Raw genomic sequence first — 24290 nt, forward strand, 5'->3', positions numbered from 1 at the left:
TTTCTACCTATAGTTTTAATATGGTATGTCATCGATTTTAATAGGCGTTGTTCTCCCTAAAATCCAATCATCTTTGATTGCTCCATAAACGATACTATCTGTTACAGTTCCATCTGCGTTTTCCCAAGCATTTCTTAAATAGCCCTCTTTTACAAAACCAGCTTTCGCAAAACATTTTCTCATTCCGATATTATCAACTCTCGTATAACCTTCGATACGAATCTTGCCTTTTTCTCCAAACAGGTAATCTTGTAACCAAAGGAGGGTTTTTACTCCGTATCCCTTTCCTCTTAAACGTGTATCTAAACGGATATCGAATAATGGGATCGTATCACTTATGTCATGAATGATAATAATTCCGACCTTTTCTTCATTATCAATTATCCAATGCGTTTCGCGATCATTGTGATAGTATCCTTCTGCATATACTTTTCGAACGGATTCCTCTTTTAAATTTTGGTCGGTGTGATAAACCCACTTGTTTTGAGTTAATAATTCCACTAAATCTTCAATTTCATTTCCTAATAGTTTATATTCCATTTATATTATCCCCCAATGAATAATAATGAACGCATCACCAAACGTAGAGTTGAAATTCCGTTCCATTAGGCGCTTTCCTGGGAATGCTCACTTAGAAATAATATTATATACCCCCTACTGAACCCTAGATTCTACTAACTCTACTTTAACAAGTGCTGTTAGGATGTGCAAAAGGTATTGGCATAATTTTCACATTTCTTCTATAGGATTTAATGTGTAGGTCATCATGAAGTATATGTATTCGAATATTTCAACATTACCTCTCGAAAGTATTCACAACAAAAATATATACTTGAAAGAAGTATATATTTTTGTTAAATTTATCCTATGGATAGAACAAGTTTAATAAAAGGTCATTTAGAAATGTGCGTATTGTCTATATTGTCAAAGAAAAAAAGTTACGGCTATGAAATTATGAAGGAGTTAGAAAAACACAATTTAAAATTGAAGGGAGTAGGAAGCATTTATCCAATCTTGACTAAGTTAAAAGATCAAGAATGGGTAGATACTTACCGTGAAATGACAGACAACGGGAAAGTCAGAGTTTATTATGAAATCAATGAAAAAGGAGAAGTTTATCTTCAAAAAAAAATCAATGAATGGTTGGAGTTGCAACAAGATATAAAATCCCTACTTCAAAGCGGTCTGAAAGGAGAACTTTTTGAATGAGTATGGAATTGAATTTAGCAGAAAAACAATATTTAACCGAAGTTCTAGAGGAGTTAAAACAGTATCGTATTAGCTCAAAAGAAAGAAAGAATATAAAACAACAGCTTTTAGAGCATATTCAAGAATCTCGTGATAATGGAATTGATAGTATAAAAGATCTGGGAGATACTGCGACATTTATTAAAGATTTTTTAGAGATTAAAGGTATAGATCTTCATTCAGAAATAAAACAAATGCGGAAAACTCGACCTGGGATATCATTAGTTATTGGGTTTTGTACTTTTATTATTGCCTATCTTGCTTGTCAGCTAATACTATCAATGTTTTTGACGGATTCCTTTAATCCACAAAAAACTATTGCAACATTCGATTATAATATTGTTTATCAGATTTCTGATGTTGCTTGGTGGAATTTATCGCTAATTTTAATTAGTATCTCCACTTCCTCGTTAATATCTATACTTGCAATAAAAATTTTCGGAGGAAATAGGTGAAATAACAATGACGAAAAAACCAATATATAAAACTATATTAGTTTGTTTATTATTAATTCCTTTCTATCTATTTCAACCAGTCTCACAAATCTCCGTAGAATCCGCAGAACAAGACGTTAAGAGTACGATAGATAAGTATGTTGAAAACTTTTTAGAAGAGCAGCGAATTCCAGGGGCATCAATTGCTATTGTTCATAAAAATGATATCTTTTATTCTAAATCGTGGGGCGTAACGGGAGAGTCCGGAGAAAAGGTAACTGCTGAAACTCCATTTGTAGTCGGCTCTATTAGTAAATCACTAACGGGCTTAGCCATCATGAGACTTGTTGATGCAGGCATTATTCAATTAGATGATCCAGTTCAAAAGTATATGCCATGGTTTACCCTAAAAGACAAACAAGCCGCTTCTCAAATAACGATTAAACATTTACTTACGCAAACAAGTGGGATAAGCACTTATTCTGGCTTAGCTATATCGGACAAGGAATCTAATGATTTGAGTGCTATAAAGGAAAATGTAGAAAGTTTATCGAACGTGAAGCTGACTGCTGCTCCTGGAGAAAAACATCAATATAGTAATGCTAACTTCTCTATTCTTGGAGCTCTTATCGAAGAGGTTACCAAACAACCATTTTCTGAATATATGGAGGAACAAGTTTTTTCTCCATTAGGGATGAAAAATGCAGCCGCTAATAGTAGCATGGCCTATGAAAAAGGATACTTATCTGGTTATCAATCATGGCTTGGTCACCCTGTCAAAAGCTCAGTCAATTATGATAATGGTGGGACACCATATGGATATATAACTGCAAGCGCATCAGATTTGGTGCAGTACATTAAACTTCTTAGTCACCATGAACATAACAATTTTTTAAGTAAAAATGCGTTGAACCTTTATATATCGCCGTTTGTTCAAACTAGTCAATATCGATATTACGGCCTTGGTGTACGAATCTCATATCCAGAATCTAAAGAAGAAATGATATGGCATTCTGGTTCAAATCCTGACGCACGCTCAGAAGTATTTTATCTACCAGAAACCGATTGGGGCGGGGTAATTCTCACTAATAAAAGTCATATATTAGAGGAAAAGTCACTTCTTTACTTGAAAGAAGGGATTATCAACATTTTAAATGGAAAAGAGCCCGTTAATGCGCCTAAATATAAACCTACATCTCAAGTCATAACAATCGCTATATTATGTTTACTTTTTGTGATGTTTATTTATCTTCTAATAAAAGTTAAAGCTAAAAATGGGAACAAAAGAGGCGTGTTGGGTATATTCGGTTTTATTCTTTTAGTATTGGCCATTATCTCCATTCCATTATTAAGCTATAATACAGGAACACCTTGGCACACTATTAGATATTTTGCTCCCGATATTGCATTTTTGGCCATAACACTGGTTACTTTTTTAACATTGAATGGCTTATTATCTATATATATTGCATGTAAACGACGACAAAAAAGACAACTTCTCTAAGTAGGAGTTGTCTTTTGTAGTTATGCTTGTATTATCAAAGAAAAAGCTTCAAATCTAAAATTGATCATTCATTGCCTTGACCGTAGCCTGCTTCAGAGGCCACAGCATCTGCTTTAGTGACATGTACTGTACCGAATGGGTGGTTTGGAGGAGCGTATATCGAATAAAGCTTTAGTGGTTTACTCCCTGTATTTGTGACGTTATGCCATGTTCCAGCAGGCACTACTACGGCATAATTTTCGTAGACCTTTCTTTCATAGTTTAAATTGTTTTTACTATGGCCCATTTGAGCAAATCCCTCACCCTGTTCAATATATATAAATTGATCAACATTTGGGTGTATTTCCAAACCGATATCCTCACCAACATTAATACTCATTAACGTAATCTGCAAATTTTTCCCCGTCCACAGTGCCGTACGATAAGTATCATTTTGCTTTGCTGCACTTTCAAGATTGATGACAAGTGGCTGAGCTCCATAATCTTTTAATACAATACTTTCACCATTGGAAAAACGAGAAGGTGCAGCTCTGTTTGCATACCCCGTCTGATAAGGAGGTGTCCAATAAACTAGCTGATCTCCATAGTTATACATAGGCATGTTTCCGTAATAAGGAATGTAGTACATTTTCTCAATCCCCTCACACATTATAAGGTTATCCTATGCAACTTGTTCAAGAATTGTACGTATACACATTTTCATCCTATACTACAACTTACAAAATCTAAAAAACCTCAGTAAAATACTGAAGTCATTTAAGAAAAAACAATATAATTTTTTTACTCAAAGGTATCCTCATCCTCAGCATACTCTAAAATATCCCCAGGTTGGCAATGCAATACTTTACAAATTGCATTTAACGTGGAAAAACGTATTGCCTTTACCTTTCCCGTTTTTAAATTCGATAAATTGACAATCGATATATCTACCGCTTCGGCAAGCTCACTTAATTGCATTTTTCTATCAGCTAATACACGATCCAATCTTACGATAATCGCCAATTTTTTCACTTCCTATACTGTTGCATCATACTCTTCCTGTAAAAAAGAGCCATATCTAAATATCCTACCAATTGTCCAAACAATAAAACTACATAACAGTATGCTCCAATTTATATCAAAAAATCTAAAAGAAACGGATTGAATCCATTCAATATTGTCTAATTCATTATTGTTTAAAAACATATGTAATACTGTTGAAATTAAGTATGCTTGAACCGTATTACTTAAAAAACTTAAAATTAATAAACTATACCCCACTAACTCTATTCTTTTACTATTTCTAAGAGTAAATACATCCCCAACAATCACTGATTTAACAAATTTCCATAGTAAAATGAAAATTGACATAAAAATCACAGCGAAGATCATCAAGAGTAAAATTAATACGATTGTTTCACCTTTATCATAAACAAAATTATTCATTATATCTTTATTTAAAAAAACAGTTATTCCATTAAATTTAAAAGAAATGTCAATATTAGAACCTAAAACTAATTTACTAATCTTCTCACCAGAGACTGTTAAAGCTACAACGAATAAACCAAAAAGTAAAAAGATAAACGAAGAAATAATTACTATAGTAGATATTAATAATACATTTAATATTCTCAAACTCATTTTAATATTACGAATTGCTAACGATTGATCCATAACTACTTCTAACACCCCTTATTGTTTGTTCTTTATATATATTCCTTCCCCCAATTATTTCACACCCCTATTTAAATATTACTTTTTTATTAACTTTAAGTTTCGGATATAGTATATATTATAAGCTGATTTCAGCATGATTCCACATATCTATTTAATAGCAGCTTTATGAATTATTTTTTCAATTCGACTTTTCTCTAATAAAGGACATACTAACAAGTATAGATTTATCTTAAACGAACATTCCAAAAAGTATATAAAATGTTTAGAACTTGATATAGTATGTATTTAGGAAAAACTCAATTTGTTTTGGTGGTGTTTAATATGAAGAAGTTCATTATGGATTTTTTAATGATTACAATTGGGGCGCTGCTTTTTGCACTGGCAGTAAACTTATTTGTTATACCTAATGATTTAGGTGAAGGCGGCGTAACAGGTTTAACAATCATCGCCTATTATTTGTTTGGATGGTCGCCAAGTATCGTGAGCTTTGCGCTAAACGCAGCTTTATTAGTAGTTGGCTATAAGTTTTTAAGTAGGCAAACAACTATTTATACGATTATCGCAGTATCCCTCCATTCACTGTTTTTACATTTAACTGAATCGTGGTCGATTTCTTCAAATGAAATTATTGTGAATGCTATTTTTGGCGGGGTGTTTGCTGGAGTTGGTATAGGCTTAATTATAAGAGTCGGTGGAACAACAGCAGGTTCAACAATCTTAGCTAGAATGACGAACAAATATTTAGGCTGGAGTATTAGTTACGGTTTATTGTTCTTTGATTTAATTGTTGCTTTTTCATCTTACTTTATTATCGGAGCAGAAGCATTAATGCTTACTGTCATTATGCTTTATGTTGGAACAAAGGTGATGGAGTTTGTTATTGAAGGTGTAAACCCGAAAAAGGCAGTTACGATTATTTCGAGAAAGCCAGAAGAGATTGCCAGTCATGTAAATGGTTTTATGAATCGAGGAGTGACGGTTCTATCTGGCCATGGCTATTATACGAAAGAACAAAAAGAAATTCTGTATATCGTCATTAGTAAACAGGAAGTTGTAAAACTAAAGAAAATCGTCAAAGAAATAGATCCGGATGCTTTTATTGCTATTCATGATGTACGAGATGTTTTTGGACATGGATTTATTGAATTGTCTAAGGCTTAAAAAGGCTTATCTAAACTGAGAAAACACCTTTTGTTGAAAATGGGGTTAATCCCTTATCACATAAAGGTGTTTTTTTTCATTGAACTACTATTTTTAGACTCCTACTTATCCACTTTGGATTAACACCATAATGTGTGGTTGATTTCCGTTCCGACAGGCACTTTGTTGTTGTTGTTGCTGTCGCTGCAGGGTCTTTCTGTGACGCTGTTCCCCAAGGAGTCGCCCAGTCTCCACTCCAATCAACTTGTATACATAGTATACGTTTTACAAATGCACTAAAATTTCAGCGATGAAGCCTTTATTATTCAACCTGTAAGGAAATCTCAATAATCTTATTTAAAAGTTGAGTATAAGTAATTCCTGCCGAGGATGCGCTTTTTGGGAGTAAGCTGTTTTTTGTCATCCCTGGCAATGTGTTAACCTCCATGACATATGGGATTCCATCCTTGAGCATCATATCGATTCTGGCATAAACACTACATTTTAATGCGCTATAGCAGGCTTTTGCGGCTTCAGCAACACGTTCATGTATGGCAGGTGGAAGTTCTACAACTTCCTCTATCGTAGCGGCATCCTCATATTTTGCTTTATAGTCAAAGAACTGTGCTGTATGGCGAATTGAAATAATCGGTAATAGCTCCCCGTTCAAAATGGAGCATGTTATTTCTTCACCTTCTATATATTTTTCAATAATGATTTCAGGATCCCATTTGAATACTTCCTCAACCGAAGTGAGTAAAGAATTTTTATCATAAACTATTTTTACCCCTACACTGGAGCCACCCGAATTAGGTTTAACTACTAACGGATACCCCATTTTGTCTAATTCATCGAACTTTAGCTCGTTGATATTCGAAAGATAGAGCCAATCTGGTGTTTCAATGCCTTCATAACGTAGAATTTTTTTCGAAATATTTTTATCCATACAAATACTGCTTGAAAGTATACCACTACCTGTATATGGAATGCCCATAGTCTCTAGTACACCTTGAATCGTTCCATCCTCTCCAAACTTGCCATGTAGTGCTAATAAAGCAATATCAATATCTCTCACCTTTTCCATAAGCTCTGAAGTGTTATCTTCATTGAGTTTAATAGCTACCACTTCGTATTTACTCTTATCTAAATGAGCGATCATCTCTTCCCCTGTCATGATAGAGACTTGCTTTTCAGAGGAGACGCCCCCCATAATAACGCCAATTTTCATATGTTCAACTCCCCATTTCATTTTTCAAGGTGTCACCAATAATCTTAATTCCACGCACAATATCCTCTTCTTTTAGCCGAGAAAATCCTAAGCGAAATGTGTTACTGCCTTCGCCATTGCTGTAAAAAACATCACCAGGATAAAAAACAACTCCCCTTTGATAGCACTTCTTCAATAGTGTACGGGCATCTATTGCTTCTTCTAGCTCAATAAAGAGATGAAGTCCACCATCCCCTGTCATTCTTTTAAAAGGAATGTATTGATTGCAAGCTTGACGGGCTAGTTCATATTTTTTCTTATATACGAACTTGGCCTTTTTTAAATATTTTTCAAAATAACCATCCTGTAAATATTGATAAAGCACAGCCTGATCTAATGTCGATGTATGAATAGTACGTGCTCTTTTCATACTTTCCAGACAGTGGATGAGCTCCTTATCAGCTAATATCCACCCAACACGTAAGCCTGGAAAAAGAATTTTAGAAAAGCTACTAATATATATAACATTGTTACCTTCACCGATAAAAGTCATTAGCGGTGCTATATGTGAGCCTGAATAACGTAATTCCTCATTAAAGCCATCTTCCACAATCGGAATTTGATATTGTGAAAAAAGCCTTATAATTTCAGCTCTTTTTTCAGAGGATGTAACAATACCTGTCGGATTATGATAGGACGGGATTAAGTAGGCAAAATCAAACTCCTTTTCCGATAAGCTTTTCTCAACTTGTTCAATATCGATACCATCATCTTTCATATCAATTCCGTGAATATCAAATCCATGTAGGCGAAAAAGCTTTAATGCTGCATGATGAGTAGGATTTTCGCAAATAACACGTCCAGATTTTTTTGCTAAGGAAGATAATAAAATATCCAGTCCCTCAGTAAAGCCATTCGTAATCAAAATATCCTTATTGGAGATATCTACACCCTTCATTTCCATATAGTGAAGAAGGTACTCGATTAAAGGTTTATAGCCCTTTGCGTATCCATAATTCAAAACGATATCTCCTTCAAGCGACATCCGGGTCAGAAAAGCTCTTTTAAAATTTTCAACATCAAAAAGCTTTTCTTCGGGGGCAACACTATTGAAGGAAATCATGCCTTTTTCCCAATGAATATCTTGCTTCATTAAATCGAATTCATCAGCTAACAAGGTAACGTTATTAAGCCTCTCCTTCCAATTAAATTCGATAGATGAAGCTTTCAACGTTTCGACTTTCCCTATAAAATTCCCTTTTCCTTTCACTGCATAAATAATGCCCTCTTGCTCTAAATCTGCATATGCATTCAGTACTGTATTTCTACTGATCGATAATAATTTACTAAGTTCACGGGTAGAAGGAAGCTTCTGATGCTCCAGCAAGTGCCCCTTCATAATCATTTCTTTTAAATAGTCTTTTAATTGAATATAAACCGGACGATCATCGATAAGCTTAAAATCATTAAACACTTCCTTTACCCCCTTGTTTTATTTTTACATAACTGTATCTGACTCAAAAGGTCCACAGTATAGGGATTTTCCCTCCCTAGTGGTATGGTTTGGCTCACAAAAAATGCAACCCTTCAAAATGAAGAATTGCACCTATTATAGGCTAATTATAATTGAGGATAAAAATACATTTTAAAGTCCTTTACTATCAGCTCTTTTTTTAAGCGTATATATTCCCGGGAATAATTGAAAGGACCTAGCCACATTGATTCTTTTTAAATAAACCTACTAAAAATCCTTCTAAACCGAAATATTGATCTTCATCAGATTTGGCTATCATTTTCCGTATTTCAATTTCTTCTAATGATCGAAATATTTCTTTTAGTTGATTTTTGGTATATCCTAATCCGCCTTCTAAGCTACGTTTTATATATACTTCTTCATCTGAGATGGCTGAACCACCATATGGACCATGTTCCTCAAATGAGCATATAGCGAAGTAACCATTAGGCTTTAATAATTTATGGATCAATTCAATATACGTCACACGACGATGAGGTGCTATATGATGAAAACAACCTGAATCATAAATAAAATCAAAGCTCCCTTCTTGTAGATTCAGTTCAAAAATATTAGCACAAATGAAATCTACATTTACGTCTGCTTCATCAACTCTTTTTTGCGCACATTGCAATGCTTTATCCGATAAGTCGACACCAACAACCGAACAGCCTTGTTTTGCTAAGTAAATGGCATTTCGTCCTGCGCCACAACCTAACTCTAAAGCTCTATTTGGCTGAATCACCTTTTTTTCAAAATAGCTTACTAGATTTTCATCAGGTTTATTAACAAAAAAAGGTACCTTTTTAAAAGTTTGATTATAAAATCCATCCCAAAATCCCTGTGGTTCACGTAATAAATTATCTAATACTCCAAGCAATTGTTCATTCGATTTGATTAGCATTTTACGCCCCCATTTTGAATCTGTTTAAAAACTTAATATTCTATCTTTTTATTATATGGGATAATCATCCAATTATGTTATCAACCTTTCTTCCTAATATAGATAACTTTCTCTCCTTCTATTAGTTTTGACACTTCCTAATGTTCATTGAAATACAAAATGTTACACTGAAATAGCTAGTATATCTCGTGCAGCTTATTGTAAATGGCTGTATCGTACATCAACAACAAAAATAAGAACATTCCCAAGAAGGACTAAACGGCTTAAGCTCATTGGAATACAGGGCTAAAACCGCTTAAAATATTTTTATTATTTCTACTGTCTGCTTATCAGGAAGCAGGTCATATTTGATTACAGAAAATCAAAGGAGGGAGTTATCTATTGAACTTAAATCTCAAAGCATTGTTTTCTACTTACCGTCATTATCGAACAAAGCCAACTGAGTTAATGTATGACTTTTATTATTTCTACCATCAACAAGTAAATGAATGGTTTTCTGTTTCAAAGCAAGAAGTTTCACAGCGTGACTACCAATGGCTCACTGTTTTTTATACTGAGATTTCTTCAGCAGTATCTCAACCATCAGAAATTTGGTATGAATTTTTATATTTGAACGGTGACATTCCATCAAAGCTACCATATAGCAAAGCTCGCGTTATTCAGCTATTCTTTTTAAATGATAATCCTCCTGCTGAAGAATTAAAAGAAGCTACTTTGAATTTTTTCCAGCAAGATACGGTAGTACTTCAGGTTGCCACAAATCGCTTTCTATTAATTGAGGCTATGGATAGTTCGATTAATAAAAAGGAAGATTTTATTGCACTTATTCGCACAATTGAAACAGATTTTTTCGTTCAAATCCACTTGTATCAAGGCGAAGCTTATGAAATAAATAAGCAATTCTCAAGTAAGTTCCAACGAGAAGCTCAATGGTTTGAGGAATGCTTACATTATAAAAATGCTGAACAATTTTATTCATTTGAAACGATATTCCCTATTTTATTAACGCAACAAATGCCTGCTTCCATATTGAAATTTATAGAAGAACAAGTTTTAATACCTTTGCAGTCTGATATGGAGTTGCTTGATACAGCCAAGACATTTTACGAATATGGTTTAAATATTTCTTTGACATCAAAGAAACTACATATACATCGTAATACGCTTAATTACCGTTTAGCAAAATTTCAAGAAACAACAAATATTTCTACTAAAAATCTAGACGGCGCTATACTCGTCTATATCGCTAGCTTTCTTCGATCAAAATTACAAAATGCACAAAAATAATGACTGAAAATTATGCAATTTAAATATTTAGTTTCCCCCTGTACTTTTATACACTAAAAAAAACGAACAAAGGGGCTTATAAACATGGAAAAAATCATACTTAAAAATATTATTAAAACATATGATGGCGGTGTAACAGCTGTATCTGACTTTAATTTAGCGATTCAAGATCGGGAGTTTATTGCACTTGTTGGGCCTTCCGGTTGTGGGAAATCGACAACATTACGAATGATTGCCGGCTTAGAGGAAATTTCGTCTGGTGATTTTTTAATAGATGGCAAGAAAATGAACAATGTACCTTCTAAGGATCGAGATATCGCGATGGTTTTCCAAAACTACGCACTATATCCACATATGACAGTATACGATAATATGGCATTTGGCTTAAAGCTTCGCAAGTTTTCTAAGCAGGAAATAAAAGAGCGTGTCCACAATGCGGCTGCAATTCTCGATTTAGAAAAGTATTTGGATCGCAAACCGAAAGCTTTATCAGGTGGGCAGCGTCAACGAGTAGCACTTGGTCGAGCAATCGTCCGCGATGCAAATATTTTCTTAATGGACGAGCCTCTGTCCAATTTAGATGCAAAGCTTCGCGTACAAATGCGTGCTGAAATTACAAAGCTTCACCAACGATTAAAAACGACTACTATTTATGTAACACACGATCAGACAGAAGCGATGACAATGGCCACTCGTCTCGTCGTAATGAAGGATGGTATAGTTCAACAAATCGGGACACCTGAAGAAGTATATGGAACACCAGAGAACAAATTTGTTGGCGGCTTTATCGGCTCACCATCAATGAACTTCTTTAAAGGAGTATTCCAAGAAAACGGGATTCAAATTGATGATATTACGCTAACTATTCCAGCAGAAAAAAGTAAATTATTAAAAGAACGAGGTTATTTACAAAAAGAACTGCTTCTTGGCATTCGACCAGAGCATATTTATGAAAAATCTTCTGTAAATCCTGAACCGTTCTTCACAGCAGTTGACGCCAATATTGAAGTATCAGAATTAACAGGTGCTGAGCTGATGTTACATGCGCAGTTAAATGGTCAGCCTTATATTGCACGGGTGAACTCCGATACAAAAATTACACAAGGTCAGGTCGCACATCTACTATTTGACATGTCACGCGTTCATTTCTTCGACCTAGAAACAGAGAAGCGCATTCGTTAAGGTTAAAGCATCAGGCAGATATCATAGCCGTTATCGCATCCATACGATAACGGCTAACTGACCTGCATCGTGACGGCCCTCATGTTGCTGCCGACGCTTCGCTTTCGCACAAAAAACATCTGCTGCTGACGCTTCGCTTTCGCGCAAAAAACATCTGCAGGCCTATGCACAAAGCCGATTCCGGACGCAATTATACCGAGGCTTAATTGATTAATCCGCTTCCCGTCCTGTGGAAACCTGCGTAAATTACACCTTCGTATCCTTTAAAATTATTAATAGAAAAATGCAGCAAACAAACGTTCATTTGTTTACTGCATATTGTTATTTTATCGCTGCTCCGTAAAGACCCGCTTCACCTTTATGAATACTGCTTTCAATGATTTGTTCCTTCCCTGCAAAAGGTGTCCCTACAAAGCTCTGCTTAATCGCTTCTTTAATATAGTCAATGATTTTAGGATGATGATTAAAAAAGCCTCCTCCTAAAACGATACAATGTGGATCAAGCAGCAAAATGATTTGCTGCAACTGTTTCTCTACGGATTGGACTAATGGCTCCAAAATCTTATTGACGACAGAATCCCCATTATAATAAAGTTCCATAATATCCTTCAATGATATTTCAGAATCACCGAGTAGCTTTCTCCCTAATTTTTCGATTGCTGGGCCAGCTACACTTTCTTCTAGTGTAGTTCCGTCTTTATCGACAATACTAAAGCCAATTTCACCAGCTAATCCTGTCCCCCTTATAAATTCACCATTGACAACCGTACAGCAAGAAATACCGGTGCTTAATGTAACATATACCATCGTTTCTTTGGAGAATTCTCTAGCTCGATATTCTCCCCATGTTGCTATATAAACATCGTTGTCCATTTTAATATGAGCATGCGGGAATACTTCAGTTAAACGCGTACAAACAGGGAATTTCTCCCAAGGTATATTATTTTGATAAACCGCGATACCTTTTTCAATATCAACGATACCAGGCACACCAATACATACCTTTGAAATTTCATTAAAAGTAATTTCCTTTTCTGCACATAGCTGCGCAAAGCTATCAATCAAACAGGCAAATAAAGCTTCTCGATTTGTTTTATCACTAGCCACTTCTTTCGTGCTCAATAATTGCTGATTTATATCGAACAAAGCCGCTGCTAATTTTGTTCCACCTACGTCTGCTGCTAAAATGTAACTCATTTTTTCACCGCCAATTTTCTTATCCCGCATTAACTACCAGTAGTGTCCGATTGATTCGGGACAACAGGATGTTCTTTTATCTCTTTATTATTCACTGAGTGAAGTGTTTCATTTTTTAAAGGCTTACGACTTGCGTTAAATTACGTGGTTTATCTGGATCATAACCTTTGAATATCGCACGTTGATACGCTAACAGTTGAAAGTATGGAACTACCTCAACAAGGCGATTCAAGTCATCTATTTCTTCTGAAAGTCGAATGATTAAATCTGCTTCCAAGTCTGCTGAAGCTATACCAATTACACCAACAAAACCACCAAGTTTTTGAATATCCTTTATTAACGCCTGATCAAAGTCCATTGTTTCTTTTTGTGTAAATAAAATAACGACAGTCGCTTCATCTACAATAGAAATTGGACCGTGGCGGAATTCTAAATTCGAATAGCTTTCACATTCTGTTTGTGTCATTTCCTTTAGCTTTAATGTCGCTTCTTTAGCTAATCCGTTATAAGCACCTGACCCTAAGAAGATAAAACGCTTTTTCGTTAAATCCTCTGTCACTTGCTTTAACTGCTCCCCATTGCCTAATGCTGTTTTAACAAGTGCAGGGATTTTTTCTAATTGGTTCATCAATTCAACACGTTGACTAAACTTTGCCGCGTATAGCTGAAGTGCATATAACATATTAGAAAATGATTGCGTCATTACAACACTTTTTTCTGAAATATCGTTTAAGGCAATCACTTCATTTGCTACTTCAGCCATTGGTGTATCACCATTACACGTAACTGCCATTGTACGTATATTCTCTAATCCGTTCAAATGCTCCAATGCCATAATAATTTCAGAAGTTGTTCCTGAGCGTGAAATACCGATAATATTATATTTTTTGTTTGATAGAATATGGGTATCCGTGTGTAAAAATAACTCAGATGCTGGGACTGCTACTGCTACTTCTCCTGTAGCCGATTGGTAATAACGTGCCGCTGCAATTGCTAAATAAAATGATGTCCCACATCCTGTGAAAAGAACTATGTCTACAGCATCTTCATTGAATGTAAGCGACTGAACAATCTCTTTTGTTTTATCTAATTGTTGAGCTTGTTTCATAATCTCATTATATGTGTGCATAAATAAAACCCCTATCTATCTTTAATTTTAGTTATTTGTAGCTCTTTTATGAGACTTTGAACAGTTTCCTTTTGTACTTTCGCAATTTCTTTTTCGGCCGCATTTGCAGAGCCACATGCAACAGCCCATTTATATGCATCTGTACAGTCCGCACCTTTTGAAAGTTTATAGACAAGTCCTCCTAAAAAGGCATCACCGCTACCAACTGTATTTACAACATTAATTTTCGGTGCATTTACTTGGTAAACCCCTGAACGATTAACAAATAAAGCGCCTTTTTCGCCCAACGAAAAACATACATGCTCAATTCCTAATTCCTGTATTTTTTCACCAGCCTGAATTAAGTCATCTTGCGCTACTGCCTGCTTCCCGATCAATTGAACAATTTCATCCTCATTAGGTTTAATGATAAAAGGTATTGCTTCAACGCCTTGCTTCAAAGCTTCTCCGCTCGTATCAAGTGCAACCCGAACACCTTTTTGTTTTAATAATCGAATAATCATTGCATATGCAGCCATCGGTACACCCTTAGGCAGGCTTCCTGAGAGGACGAAATATTCAGAACGCTCTGTTTGGGTTTCAATCCAATTCAGCATTTCTTGCCATTCATGCTGGTGAATCGTTGGCCCGTCTTCTAAAAGCTCGGTTATTTCCTTCGTTTGCTTATTTGAAACGGTTAGACAAATTCGACTTTCGCCCTCTATTTGAATAAACCCTGTTCGCATTTTCTCTTCATTTAAAAGTGCCTTTATTTTTTCCCCATTTGGTCCACCAACGAATCCACCAGTGAACACTTCGCCACCCAGCGTTTGAATGACACGAGCAACATTAATGCCTTTCCCTCCACCTTGCTGCAGCTTCTGCAATACACGATTTGTCTCACCAAGCATTAAAGAATTCATTTCATATACTTGATCAATGGCTGCATTTAAAGTTATCGTCGTAATCATTTTTGTAGCATCACAATCTTTTGTTCTACTAACTCAATTAATGCCTCTCGTGCAGGAAGGAAATACTTTCTTGGATCATTTTCAGTCGGATTTTCTATAAAGAAGGCTCTTAATTGCTCGGCAAATAAATCTTTTAGCTCTGTTGAAAAATTCACTTTCGCAATACCGCAGTTTAAAGATTTACGTACGCTTTCTTCTGGTACACCTGATGCACCGTGCATTACTAACGGCACATTTGTAGCACGATGAATTTCCTTCAGTAGTTCGAATTGTAGCTGTGGTTCTTGCTTATACTTACCGTGTGCTGTGCCAAAAGCTGGCGCGAACGAATGGATACCTGTTTCATTCACAAAGCGTTCAGCTAGTTTAGGATCAGTGAAAAAGGCATTTTTCTCTTCAACTGTTATATCATCTTCTACACCACCAATTGTTCCAAGCTCTGCTTCGACAGGTACATTAATCGCACTTGCAGCATCTACAACTCTTTTCACAAGATTAATATTTTCCTCAAAAGGTAATGAAGAACCATCAATCATCACCGACGTATAGCCTGCTCGCAAACATTCCATTACAACTTTATATGACTCACCGTGATCCAAATGTAGGGCTACTGGTACTTTTGCTTGTTCAGCAGCAGTTTTGGCAAGCGCAATCATATAATGCATTTCTATATATTTGTAAGTACTTGAAGTCGTTTGTAAAATTACAGGTGCACCTACTTTCTCTGCTCCTGCAATAACCGCTTTAATAATTTCCAAATTATGCGCCCCGAAAGCACCAATTGCATAATTATTTCTATAAGCGTCTTCTAACATTTCATTTGTCGTTACTAATGGCATAATCAAGTTCCTCCCTCAATGGGTTGTTGGTATAATTTATAGCACAAAAATTCAGATAACTTATGTGGCATTATTAAAAATCAACTATGTCAATGAGTTTAAGATGCCTATAAAGTATGAACTCACCGACAAAACAAATGGATTGATTTCCGTTCCGACCGAGCACTTTCCAGAGGCGCCCGATTAGCGATTTAGGCCAAAAGGATGTTGGGCAAACAGGCGTTATCACAGGGCACGATACCACTTTTTATAACGATAAACAGCACTCTTCACGTCTATGTAAAAGCATAATACTTACGTAGCCATCTAAGACAAATGTTTCTTCTGTGCGAAAACGAAGTGTCAGAAGCAACGTAAGCGGAGAAAGCGCTCGCCCCTGTGCGAGTAGTCAGAGAAACAGAAATCATACACATTTAAAATGCCAGCATTCACAAATATTCCTTGGCCATTTTGTTCTTTAACACTATGAAACTCATAGAGTAACTATGAGTTTAGTTTAACTCTGTGTAAAACCGGCAGCGATCGCCTCTTACTATTGAAATGCAAAACTCGACTGGCTTCCCAGAAGTATCAAATGCAGTACGTTCTAGTAATAAAGCGGGTTTTCCTGCCTCCGTTTTCAACAGATGCGCCTCATCTCTACTAATGAGAACAGGCTCGAAAGCTTCTTTTGCCCTCACAACGATAATGTCAAAACGTTGTGCTAATAGGCTATACAAGGAAGAAGAACTAACCTCATATAATATTTCACTATCCTTGATGATACTTTTAGGTAAAAATGATGATTCTAAAACAATTGGTTCATTATCCGCAAAACGTAAGCGCTTCATTTCAATGACTTGTTCATCTTCACTTAATTCAAGACTTTGTCTAACCTTTGTTGAAGGGAATACTTCCTGAATTTCAAGCACCTCATCTCTTGGGTTTAGACCTTTTTCTTGAAGCACACGACTAAAACTATAAAAACCACCAAGCGATTGTTCAAACCTTGGCTTCGCAACAAAAGTGCCTTTCCCTTGAATACGGTATAGTTTTCCTTCTTGTACTAATTCTTCGATTGCTTTCTTTGCAGTATTTCGACTGACGCGAAACATCTCCATCAATTGATTTTCAGAATCAATTTTATCCTCTGGCTTCCATTCACCCGATTGAATCTTAGCAGATAATCTTTGTTTCAATTGATGATATAGCGGGATTACACTAGCTTGATCTAACGGTTTCATCTTCTACTCATCCTTCTCCTAGGTTTTGTTATCAATATATCATCTAATGAAAAAGATGCCTATCGATATATCAATTCTTTTCAAAGGCAAGATTCCCTAAGCAAAAGGTTTTCTCTATTTCCCCCTCAGCATTAAGCCAAACAACATCTGCATCTTTCCCTACAGCGAGAGAGCCTTTACGGTGGGAAACTCCTAAATGGATTGCTTGATTTAGAGAAATAAGACGAACTTGTTCGATTAGTGAAAGTGACAGCCACTCTTCTATGTTTTTCCTTGCTGTATTCATATTCAACACACTTCCTGCTAAGGAGCCTGTTTTACGTTGAACACAGCGATTATCAAACACTTCTACTTCTTCGCCACCTAATGTATAAATACCGTCTGGCATTCCCTTTGCACGCATACCGTCAGTAATGACAAGCATGCGATTCAAACCTTTCATTTTGCGAATCATCGACAGCAAATCTTTATGAAAATGTATATTATCTGGAATCAGTTCAACATAAACATCATCTTCTAATAGCACTGCCCCCACAACACCTGGATCGCGATGATGAATACCTCTCATTCCATTAAATAGATGGGTTGCATGCGTAACACCTGCTCTTATGGCACGAATAGTCGTATCGTAGTCAGCATCAGAGTGACCAATAGACGCAATCACATCTTTACTTTTCAATGCCTGAAGTAATTCAAAATCCACATCTTCCTCTGGTGCAAATGTGACCAGGCGAATTAATTGATTTGACTTGTCGTATAAATCATTAAATTGCTTGGCATTTGGTTTTAAGATTGATTCCTCTGGCTGCGCTCCCTTTTTCGAGCGATTGATAAATGGACCTTCTAGGTGAATTCCTAACATTTCAGCTACCGCAGTAGGCTGTTCTTTGTTATAAAACGCAAGTGCTTCAATTGCAACTTCAATTTCTGACATAGGGCTTGTCGTCGTTGTTGCAAAAAAGGCTGTTACACCTTCGCTTGCTAAGTATTTTGCGATTTTCGCATAATTAACAGGGGCGCCATCCATAAAGTCGTGCCCTATAGCACCATGTACATGTATATCAATCATCCCGGGGATAATATAGCCTTGTTGCTGACAATTAATAATATTGTCAGCCGATGTCAATAGAGGGCAATTATCCATTTGACCAATTACTGTAATTTTCCCGTCTGCCATTTGTAAAAAACCATTCGCTACAATGCCATCTTCCATCACAATATTGGCATGAATGATCCATATCTTATTCATGAAGTCACCCCTTCATTGGGATAATGTTCTGCTTTTATTTGTGCTTCAGCTTCCGTTTTCTTTTTGAAAATATGCGATGACATCCAAGATAAAAATAAAGCTGTTAAACTAACGCCGAAAAACGGCAATAATCCTGGAATCCAACTAAAAATGAGATATAATACGGCAAGCCCTACAATAGAGCCAATCATTTGTAGTGGATATGCTACGCTAAATAATATCGAAACAGCAAAGTAACGAATGGATGGTAGCTCATAATGAGCGTAAATTTGAAAAATATTCAATACCATAATGCAAAATAGAATACTAATCGTCATAAAAAAGGTAAGCAACAATAAGCCTGTCATACCATGAAACAATGAAATTATTTGGAAATTGATTGTTAAAAAGTAGCCAATCCCTAAAATAATAATTCCTATTTTATTCGATGAAATAAGCTCTAATTTATATGTTTTCCAATATGTTTTGACAAGTAGTTTTAAATCGTCCTCCCCCTGCAATCTTTTACGTAAAGTTGTAAACATCGCAACAGTTGCGGGAGTAATTCCGAATAGAACGAGCCCAAGTAAGGTTAAGCCAATCCACATTAGCTGTAACACTGCTAACAATGTTATTAACTCAACTGTCCAGTATAATTTCCCTTTCCATCCTTCAAATTTCATTTACTTTGCCTCCCTACAATAGAAATCCATGCGCGACTAAATTCACCGCGCATGTCTCATTCTTATCCCGCTTTAACTAGCAGTATGGCATCCGCATCAAAAGAATGAGTAATCCAAAACGGAACAAGCGATTTCTCAGGAAGCGAGAGCTTTAGTTTGTGTTCTTTTATCATTCAATGAGGTGATACCGACTGTATGAAGTTACAGTTTATTTATTTAGTACGGTCATATGCCGCTTGAGCTACTTCCATATATTTCTCTAAGCCCATCTTCTCAATTGTTTTCTTATAGTCATCCCATTTGTCGAAGCTTGCCTTACCTGTAATAAAGCTTGCTGTCATCTCATCCACATATGTCTGAATGTCTGTTAAAATAGCCGACACTTGATCATTTTCCTCTAATGTGAAGTTCAAGCCTGGAATAATGTCTTCATCTTTCAATGCATATGGCATTACTTGCTTAGCATTGTTAATTGAATTTTCTTTAGCTTCTGCCCCTTGGAAATACTTTTGTGTAACTATCCCAGGGTAATAACCACCCGGCCATGTTAGGTAGTCACTTATTGCTTGATCTAAGTTTTTACCCTCGGGGTTGTTGGTAATGTTATCTACATACTTTATATTACCAGCAGCATCTTCCTCGTATGTTACACCCTTAAAGCCCATGAAGAACATTTTTGTTCCCTCATCACCATATAAATGGTCAATCCAACGTACCATTGCTTCAGGGTTTTTCGCTTTATCTGTTAAAACAAACATTCCTAGATTTCCAAGACCATTAGACATCGCTGTATATTGACGATCTCCAGTAGGGCCTTCTAATACTTGTGCACCTACATAACCATCTAGTTTGAACAATTCTTTCGGATCTATTTCACTTAGCATACCGAAAATCCCTTCACCTGCTTCGGCCGCGAATTTTTGAGGCTCTGTTGTGAAAACATCTTTATTGATTAAATCCTCGCTATATAATTTATTTAAAAATTCAAGCAATTGTTTGTATTCATCTGTTGTTGGAACGAAGCGGAATTCCTCAGTTCCTTTTTTAAAGTCTAAGTTCGGGTTCATCGTCCCTTGTTTGTTCAAGCCGTATGAACCTCTTAAATAATCAATAAATTGTTTAATTCCATAACCAGATCCCCAGCCTTGCTCGTCCTTCTGACCGTTACCGTTTGGATCGTTTTCCTTAAATGCTTTAAGCACTTTATATAAATCTTCTGTCGTTTCAGGTGATTTTAAGCCTAGCTTATCTAGCCATTGCTGATTGATCCAAGGTGCTCCTACACGAAGCGACTCAAACTTCGGATCATAGATTGTTGGGAAACCATAAATTTTCCCATCTGCCATCGTAATACCTTGCTTTACTGTCGGGTATTCTTCTAAAAGCTTTTTAAAATTCGGCGCATATTTATCAATATAATCATTTAATGGTATGAATACGCCTTGCTGACCATACTTGATTAAATCAGTTCTTGAGAATGCTGACGCAAAGAAAATTTCAGGATAGTTCCCTGCTGCTAAAAGTAAGTTCTTTTTATCTGCTAATACTTCTGTTTGAACTGTTGTCCAATTAATATGGATGTTAGACATTTTTTCGTATTCTTCCCATAGCATTAGGCTATTCCAATCTTGCGAAGCAAAAAACTTAGCTGCAAATCCATCTACCTCAATTTTTTCTTTAGCAATGGGCATTCCCGTAGCATTCACATTGTCGGCGTTGCCGCTTTTATCTGCTTTATTTTCTTCATTATCTGAACAAGCTCCTAAAATACTAGCTGCTAACATCATAGTTGCAATCAAACCATATACACGTCTCTTTTTCATCGCCATTTAAATCGCTCCTATTCCTTAACCTTTTAATGAACCAATCATGACACCTTTTACAAAATATCTTTGTAAGAACGGATAAAGCATTAGCATTGGTAGGTTGGCAATGATTAAAACAGCATATTTCAACCCTTCAACACTAAGTTTTTGAGCTAGAAAGCTTTCTGAAGTAGCTTGAATCATATCATCGGCTTGCCCTTGAATTAAGATTTGTCTAAGTATAAGCTGGAGTGGGAACTTGCTTTGGTCTTGCAAATAAATTAAAGCTTGAAAATACGAGTTCCAATGTCCTACTGCATAAAATAAAACCATTACTGCCATAACAGGGAATGATAGCGGCAGTACAATACTCCATAGAATCCGAAAGTTTCCTGCTCCATCAATCATTGCAGATTCCTCTAATTCGTGAGGAATCGATTGGAAGAATGTTCGCATAATAATAATGTTCCATACAGCAACAGCATTCGGAATAATCATGACCCAAAATGTATTAATCATGCCTAAGTCACGAATTAATAAGTATGTTGGTATTAACCCTCCGCTGAAAAACATCGTGAAAACCATAAATGCCATAATGAAACCTTTACCTTTCAAATCTCTACGTGAAAGAGGATATGCTGCACAAATTGTCATCACAATATTTAATACCGTTCCGAAAAATGTGTATTTCAATGTATTAATAAATCCATTAATAATATCTGGATTTTGAAAAACCTTTTTATATGCCTCGACAGTAAATTCTTTCGGCCATAACCACATCTCACCTGAAATAACATACTGCGGATTACTTAATGAAGCACTTAATACAAAAAGCAATGGGTAAAGAACGATAATCGCAACAATTGCTAAGAAAACATAATTAAAGATTGTAAACGCTCGATCGCCTCTCGATTCTTTCAATTTCGCCACTCCCTTACCATAAGCTTGTATCACTTACTTTTTTCGCTATTCGGTTTACCATAATGAGAAGGATAAAGTTAATGATAGAGTTGAATAGACCTACAGCCGCTGAAAAGCTATACTGCGCTTCTAAAATCCCGCTTCGATAAACAAAGGTCGAAATGACGTCCGAAGTCGACATATTTAAATCATTTTGCAATAAAAATACTTTCTCAAACCCAATTGCCATAACTGATCCTACGTTCAAGATAAATAAGATAACGATTGTTGGCATAATCGCTGGGATGTTAATATGAATAATTCTCTGGAATTTTGAAGCCCCATCCATCATTGCTGCTTCGTGCTGCGCTGGATCTACCGCCGATAAAGCTGCAATATATATAATAGAACTCCACCCCATTGTTTGCCATACGTCTGATAGTACATAAATTGACTTAAACCATGCTGGCTCCGAAATAAAATCAATCGGCGTACCACCAAACAACGTGATAACTTGGTTAATCATCCCGTCTGACTTTAAGAAAAGTAACAACATACCGACTACAACTACTGTTGATAAAAAATGCGGTGCGTAAATAATGGTCTGTACAAATTTTTTGAAACGAAGACTTTTCACTTCATTTAACAGTAAGGCAATAATAATCGGTACAGGGAAAGATACGAGTAGCGTAAATACACCTATACCTATTGTATTTTTAATTAATCTCCAGAAATAATAACTATCAAAGAAGCGTTCAAAATGCTTAAAACCTACCCACGGGCTACCAGTAATCCCTTTCGTAGCAATAAAGTCCTTAAAGGCAATTTGCAAACCGTAGAGTGGATAGTAATGGAAAATCAAAAAGTAAAGGATGACAGGGGCTAGTAATAAATAAAGCTCCCAATTTTTTCTGATAGATTTCTTCCACTCTATCCAGTGATTCTTCTTTACTTTTGATTGCTTTTTGAACAAACGCTTTATTTTAGATGGACTTTCTTCAACAGTTGTTTTATCCAAAAGCGTCATACATACACCCCCTATTTATCAATGCTGTAGAATAGTAGATTCCTGTGAAATTTCAACAACCCTTCCCCCATTTCGGAGTGATTCCGTTGCTGCACAGCCTACTGCTACGCTCATGCGACCAGCAAATGGGGTTGTTAAAGGCTCTTTATTGTAAAGTATTAACTCTACGAAATCTTGCGCAATTTTAGGATCTGCTCCCCCATGGCTACCTTCCTCAGGTTTCATTTCATAAACAACATCACTAAGCTCTTCCCAGGAATTAGATTTACGCGTTTTCAAATAAATTTTATTGTTCACATCATCATTTTCGATGCGCCCTTTCGTACCTATAAATGTATAATTTCGTGAATAATCTGGGGTGAAGTGACATTGTAAATAAGAAGCTTTTATGCCGCCCTCTAATTCCATAATGAGCATGTTATTATCCTCTACATCAATTTCTTCACGGAACGCACATTCCGTGAATGTATGTGGGACATATTCTGGACATGTTTTTTTCTGGTCACATGTAGGACATGTTAACGTATTTGATTTATCTCCACCGTAATAATCTAAGCTGCCAAATGCAGACACTTTCGTCGCATGTTTTCCAGAAATCCAATGAATCACATCTAAATCATGGGAGCCTTTTTGTAGTAGTAGGGATGTTGTATTTTTGGAATTACCGTGCCAATCATGATAATAGAAGTAACCGCCAAAGCCAACAAAGTGACGGACCCATATGGCTTTCAATTCTCCAATAGCACCTGAATCGATTAAGCCCTTCATCGTTTGATACATAGCCATATATCGCATATTAAAGCCGACCATTAGATGCTTCCCTGATTTTTCCCATGTATCTAAAATTCGATCGCAGCCTTCCACTGTAATCGCTAGAGGCTTTTCAGCATATACGTGCTTTCCTGCTTCTAAACAAGTAATAATATGTTCTTCATGTAAATAATCCGGTGATAAAACTGCAATAGCATCAATATCGTCTCTTGTTAGTAATTCCTTATAATCCTTCGTTAAAAATAAAGGTGTTTCAAATTTTTCTTGAAATTTATCTAAACGTTCTTGAGAAATATCAGCTAAAGCAACAATTTCTGATTCTCCATCAGGTTTATGCCAGTATTGAGCTAAACCTCCTCTTAATCCAGCTCCAATTACTCCAATGCGTACTTTCTTCATTGATTTTCCTCCTCTAAAAATCCTGAATTCATTTGTTTTACGTAAACGTTTACATTTGATATTG

General features: G+C 36.0%; 24 protein-coding genes. 6 read left to right on the plus strand and 18 right to left on the minus strand.

Annotated features, from left to right (window positions below):
* Nucleotides 1–15: 15 nt before the first annotated feature.
* A complete protein-coding gene (locus ACFVT8_RS18365; RefSeq protein WP_387084605.1) occupies nucleotides 16–540 on the minus strand; it encodes a GNAT family N-acetyltransferase in 525 nt (174 codons plus the stop codon).
* Between the two features lie 327 nt (nucleotides 541–867).
* Between ACFVT8_RS18365 and ACFVT8_RS18370 the strand changes: the two genes are divergently transcribed.
* From ACFVT8_RS18370 to ACFVT8_RS18380, 3 genes are read left to right on the plus strand one after another with little or no spacing between them, the layout of a single operon-like run.
* Complete coding sequence (locus ACFVT8_RS18370; protein WP_387084607.1) at nucleotides 868–1209, plus strand: PadR family transcriptional regulator; 342 nt, start codon at nucleotides 868–870, stop codon at nucleotides 1207–1209.
* Nucleotides 1206–1703 (plus strand): hypothetical protein, encoded by a 498-nt coding sequence (locus ACFVT8_RS18375; protein WP_387084609.1) that lies wholly within the window; start codon nucleotides 1206–1208, stop codon nucleotides 1701–1703. The genes ACFVT8_RS18370 and ACFVT8_RS18375 overlap by 4 nt, the downstream gene beginning before the upstream one ends.
* Nucleotides 1704–1710: 7 nt before the next feature.
* On the plus strand, nucleotides 1711–3186 hold the full coding sequence (locus tag ACFVT8_RS18380) for a serine hydrolase domain-containing protein (protein WP_387084611.1): 1476 nt from the start codon (nucleotides 1711–1713) through the stop codon (nucleotides 3184–3186).
* Nucleotides 3187–3250: 64 nt separating this feature from the next.
* On the opposite strand, the gene ACFVT8_RS18385 is transcribed toward ACFVT8_RS18380, so the two are convergent.
* The 3 genes from ACFVT8_RS18385 to ACFVT8_RS18395 form a co-directional block, all read right to left on the minus strand.
* Nucleotides 3251–3814 carry a cupin domain-containing protein gene (locus ACFVT8_RS18385; RefSeq protein ID WP_387084613.1) on the minus strand — a complete coding sequence of 188 codons (564 nt, stop codon included), beginning with the start codon at nucleotides 3812–3814 and terminating at the stop codon, nucleotides 3251–3253.
* A gap of 152 nt (nucleotides 3815–3966) precedes the next feature.
* Nucleotides 3967–4188: a helix-turn-helix domain-containing protein gene (locus ACFVT8_RS18390; RefSeq protein WP_082337327.1), complete on the minus strand. Its 222-nt coding sequence runs from the start codon at nucleotides 4186–4188 to the stop codon at nucleotides 3967–3969.
* Between the two features lie 12 nt (nucleotides 4189–4200).
* Nucleotides 4201–4839: a DUF2975 domain-containing protein gene (locus ACFVT8_RS18395; protein ID WP_387084615.1), complete on the minus strand. Its 639-nt coding sequence runs from the start codon at nucleotides 4837–4839 to the stop codon at nucleotides 4201–4203.
* A 324-nt stretch (nucleotides 4840–5163) separates the two neighbouring features.
* On the opposite strand from ACFVT8_RS18395, the gene ACFVT8_RS18400 reads away from it, so the two are divergent.
* Nucleotides 5164–6003 (plus strand): YitT family protein, encoded by an 840-nt coding sequence (locus ACFVT8_RS18400; RefSeq protein ID WP_387084617.1) that lies wholly within the window; start codon nucleotides 5164–5166, stop codon nucleotides 6001–6003.
* 301 nt (nucleotides 6004–6304) lie between these two features.
* Here the strand turns inward: ACFVT8_RS18400 and ACFVT8_RS18405 are convergent, their stop codons facing one another.
* From ACFVT8_RS18405 to ACFVT8_RS18415, 3 genes are all read right to left on the minus strand, one after another.
* On the minus strand, nucleotides 6305–7210 hold the full coding sequence (locus tag ACFVT8_RS18405; protein ID WP_387084619.1) for a D-alanine--D-alanine ligase: 906 nt from the start codon (nucleotides 7208–7210) through the stop codon (nucleotides 6305–6307).
* 4 nt (nucleotides 7211–7214) lie between these two features.
* Nucleotides 7215–8663, minus strand: coding sequence for a MocR-like pyridoxine biosynthesis transcription factor PdxR (pdxR, locus tag ACFVT8_RS18410; RefSeq protein WP_387084621.1), 1449 nt, complete (start codon nucleotides 8661–8663; stop codon nucleotides 7215–7217).
* Nucleotides 8664–8898: 235 nt separating this feature from the next.
* Nucleotides 8899–9606 carry a class I SAM-dependent methyltransferase gene (locus tag ACFVT8_RS18415; RefSeq protein WP_387084623.1) on the minus strand — a complete coding sequence of 236 codons (708 nt, stop codon included), beginning with the start codon at nucleotides 9604–9606 and terminating at the stop codon, nucleotides 8899–8901.
* Between the two features lie 381 nt (nucleotides 9607–9987).
* Here ACFVT8_RS18415 and ACFVT8_RS18420 point away from each other — a divergent pair, with 381 nt between their 5' ends.
* Nucleotides 9988–10893, plus strand: a complete 906-nt coding sequence (locus tag ACFVT8_RS18420) for a PucR family transcriptional regulator (protein WP_387084625.1) — start codon at nucleotides 9988–9990, stop codon at nucleotides 10891–10893.
* 84 nt (nucleotides 10894–10977) lie between these two features.
* The gene (locus ACFVT8_RS18425) at nucleotides 10978–12075 is read left to right on the plus strand and encodes an ABC transporter ATP-binding protein (protein ID WP_387084627.1); all 1098 of its coding nucleotides are present in this window, start codon (nucleotides 10978–10980) and stop codon (nucleotides 12073–12075) included.
* A gap of 321 nt (nucleotides 12076–12396) precedes the next feature.
* Here ACFVT8_RS18425 and ACFVT8_RS18430 read toward each other — a convergent pair whose 3' ends face one another.
* From ACFVT8_RS18430 to ACFVT8_RS18480, 11 genes are all read right to left on the minus strand, one after another.
* Nucleotides 12397–13272 (minus strand): ROK family protein, encoded by an 876-nt coding sequence (locus ACFVT8_RS18430; protein WP_387084629.1) that lies wholly within the window; start codon nucleotides 13270–13272, stop codon nucleotides 12397–12399.
* 115 nt (nucleotides 13273–13387) lie between these two features.
* Nucleotides 13388–14401, minus strand: a complete 1014-nt coding sequence (locus ACFVT8_RS18435) for an SIS domain-containing protein (protein WP_387084631.1) — start codon at nucleotides 14399–14401, stop codon at nucleotides 13388–13390.
* 11 nt (nucleotides 14402–14412) lie between these two features.
* Nucleotides 14413–15351, minus strand: coding sequence for a 1-phosphofructokinase (pfkB, locus tag ACFVT8_RS18440; RefSeq protein ID WP_387084633.1), 939 nt, complete (start codon nucleotides 15349–15351; stop codon nucleotides 14413–14415).
* Entirely contained in the window at nucleotides 15348–16190 is an 843-nt protein-coding gene (locus tag ACFVT8_RS18445; protein ID WP_387084635.1) for a class II fructose-bisphosphate aldolase, read from the minus strand. The genes pfkB and ACFVT8_RS18445 overlap by 4 nt, the downstream gene beginning before the upstream one ends.
* Nucleotides 16191–16681: 491 nt before the next feature.
* Nucleotides 16682–17413: a GntR family transcriptional regulator gene (locus ACFVT8_RS18450; RefSeq protein ID WP_387084636.1), complete on the minus strand. Its 732-nt coding sequence runs from the start codon at nucleotides 17411–17413 to the stop codon at nucleotides 16682–16684.
* A gap of 70 nt (nucleotides 17414–17483) precedes the next feature.
* Entirely contained in the window at nucleotides 17484–18662 is a 1179-nt protein-coding gene (gene nagA, locus ACFVT8_RS18455) for an N-acetylglucosamine-6-phosphate deacetylase (RefSeq protein WP_387084638.1), read from the minus strand.
* Entirely contained in the window at nucleotides 18659–19324 is a 666-nt protein-coding gene (locus tag ACFVT8_RS18460) for a YesL family protein (protein ID WP_387084640.1), read from the minus strand. Before ACFVT8_RS18460 ends, nagA begins: the two co-directional genes overlap by 4 nt.
* A 212-nt stretch (nucleotides 19325–19536) precedes the next feature.
* Entirely contained in the window at nucleotides 19537–21147 is a 1611-nt protein-coding gene (locus ACFVT8_RS18465; protein ID WP_387084730.1) for an extracellular solute-binding protein, read from the minus strand.
* 24 nt (nucleotides 21148–21171) lie between these two features.
* On the minus strand, nucleotides 21172–22050 hold the full coding sequence (locus tag ACFVT8_RS18470) for a carbohydrate ABC transporter permease (protein ID WP_387084642.1): 879 nt from the start codon (nucleotides 22048–22050) through the stop codon (nucleotides 21172–21174).
* Nucleotides 22051–22063: 13 nt separating this feature from the next.
* Nucleotides 22064–23056 carry an ABC transporter permease gene (locus tag ACFVT8_RS18475; RefSeq protein ID WP_387084644.1) on the minus strand — a complete coding sequence of 331 codons (993 nt, stop codon included), beginning with the start codon at nucleotides 23054–23056 and terminating at the stop codon, nucleotides 22064–22066.
* Nucleotides 23057–23074: 18 nt separating this feature from the next.
* A complete protein-coding gene (locus ACFVT8_RS18480; protein WP_387084646.1) occupies nucleotides 23075–24226 on the minus strand; it encodes a Gfo/Idh/MocA family protein in 1152 nt (383 codons plus the stop codon).
* Nucleotides 24227–24290: the final 64 nt, after the last annotated feature.

Source organism: Lysinibacillus sp. NPDC058147, assembly GCF_042884205.1.
Lineage (GTDB): Bacteria > Bacillota > Bacilli > Bacillales_A > Planococcaceae > Lysinibacillus.

Coding starts and splice junctions, on each gene's coding strand:
- ACFVT8_RS18365 (WP_387084605.1), bottom strand. CDS start 540: ATGGAATATAAACTATTAGGAAATGAAATTGAAGATTTAGTGGAATTA.
- ACFVT8_RS18370 (WP_387084607.1), top strand. CDS start 868: ATGGATAGAACAAGTTTAATAAAAGGTCATTTAGAAATGTGCGTATTG.
- ACFVT8_RS18375 (WP_387084609.1), top strand. CDS start 1,206: ATGAGTATGGAATTGAATTTAGCAGAAAAACAATATTTAACCGAAGTT.
- ACFVT8_RS18380 (WP_387084611.1), top strand. CDS start 1,711: ATGACGAAAAAACCAATATATAAAACTATATTAGTTTGTTTATTATTA.
- ACFVT8_RS18385 (WP_387084613.1), bottom strand. CDS start 3,814: ATGTACTACATTCCTTATTACGGAAACATGCCTATGTATAACTATGGA.
- ACFVT8_RS18395 (WP_387084615.1), bottom strand. CDS start 4,839: ATGGATCAATCGTTAGCAATTCGTAATATTAAAATGAGTTTGAGAATA.
- ACFVT8_RS18400 (WP_387084617.1), top strand. CDS start 5,164: ATGAAGAAGTTCATTATGGATTTTTTAATGATTACAATTGGGGCGCTG.
- ACFVT8_RS18405 (WP_387084619.1), bottom strand. CDS start 7,210: ATGAAAATTGGCGTTATTATGGGGGGCGTCTCCTCTGAAAAGCAAGTC.
- ACFVT8_RS18415 (WP_387084623.1), bottom strand. CDS start 9,606: ATGCTAATCAAATCGAATGAACAATTGCTTGGAGTATTAGATAATTTA.
- ACFVT8_RS18425 (WP_387084627.1), top strand. CDS start 10,978: ATGGAAAAAATCATACTTAAAAATATTATTAAAACATATGATGGCGGT.
- ACFVT8_RS18430 (WP_387084629.1), bottom strand. CDS start 13,272: ATGAGTTACATTTTAGCAGCAGACGTAGGTGGAACAAAATTAGCAGCG.
- ACFVT8_RS18435 (WP_387084631.1), bottom strand. CDS start 14,401: ATGCACACATATAATGAGATTATGAAACAAGCTCAACAATTAGATAAA.
- pfkB (WP_387084633.1), bottom strand. CDS start 15,351: ATGATTACGACGATAACTTTAAATGCAGCCATTGATCAAGTATATGAA.
- ACFVT8_RS18445 (WP_387084635.1), bottom strand. CDS start 16,190: ATGCCATTAGTAACGACAAATGAAATGTTAGAAGACGCTTATAGAAAT.
- ACFVT8_RS18450 (WP_387084636.1), bottom strand. CDS start 17,413: ATGAAACCGTTAGATCAAGCTAGTGTAATCCCGCTATATCATCAATTG.
- nagA (WP_387084638.1), bottom strand. CDS start 18,662: ATGAATAAGATATGGATCATTCATGCCAATATTGTGATGGAAGATGGC.
- ACFVT8_RS18460 (WP_387084640.1), bottom strand. CDS start 19,324: ATGAAATTTGAAGGATGGAAAGGGAAATTATACTGGACAGTTGAGTTA.
- ACFVT8_RS18465 (WP_387084730.1), bottom strand. CDS start 21,147: ATGAAAAAGAGACGTGTATATGGTTTGATTGCAACTATGATGTTAGCA.
- ACFVT8_RS18475 (WP_387084644.1), bottom strand. CDS start 23,056: ATGACGCTTTTGGATAAAACAACTGTTGAAGAAAGTCCATCTAAAATA.
- ACFVT8_RS18480 (WP_387084646.1), bottom strand. CDS start 24,226: ATGAAGAAAGTACGCATTGGAGTAATTGGAGCTGGATTAAGAGGAGGT.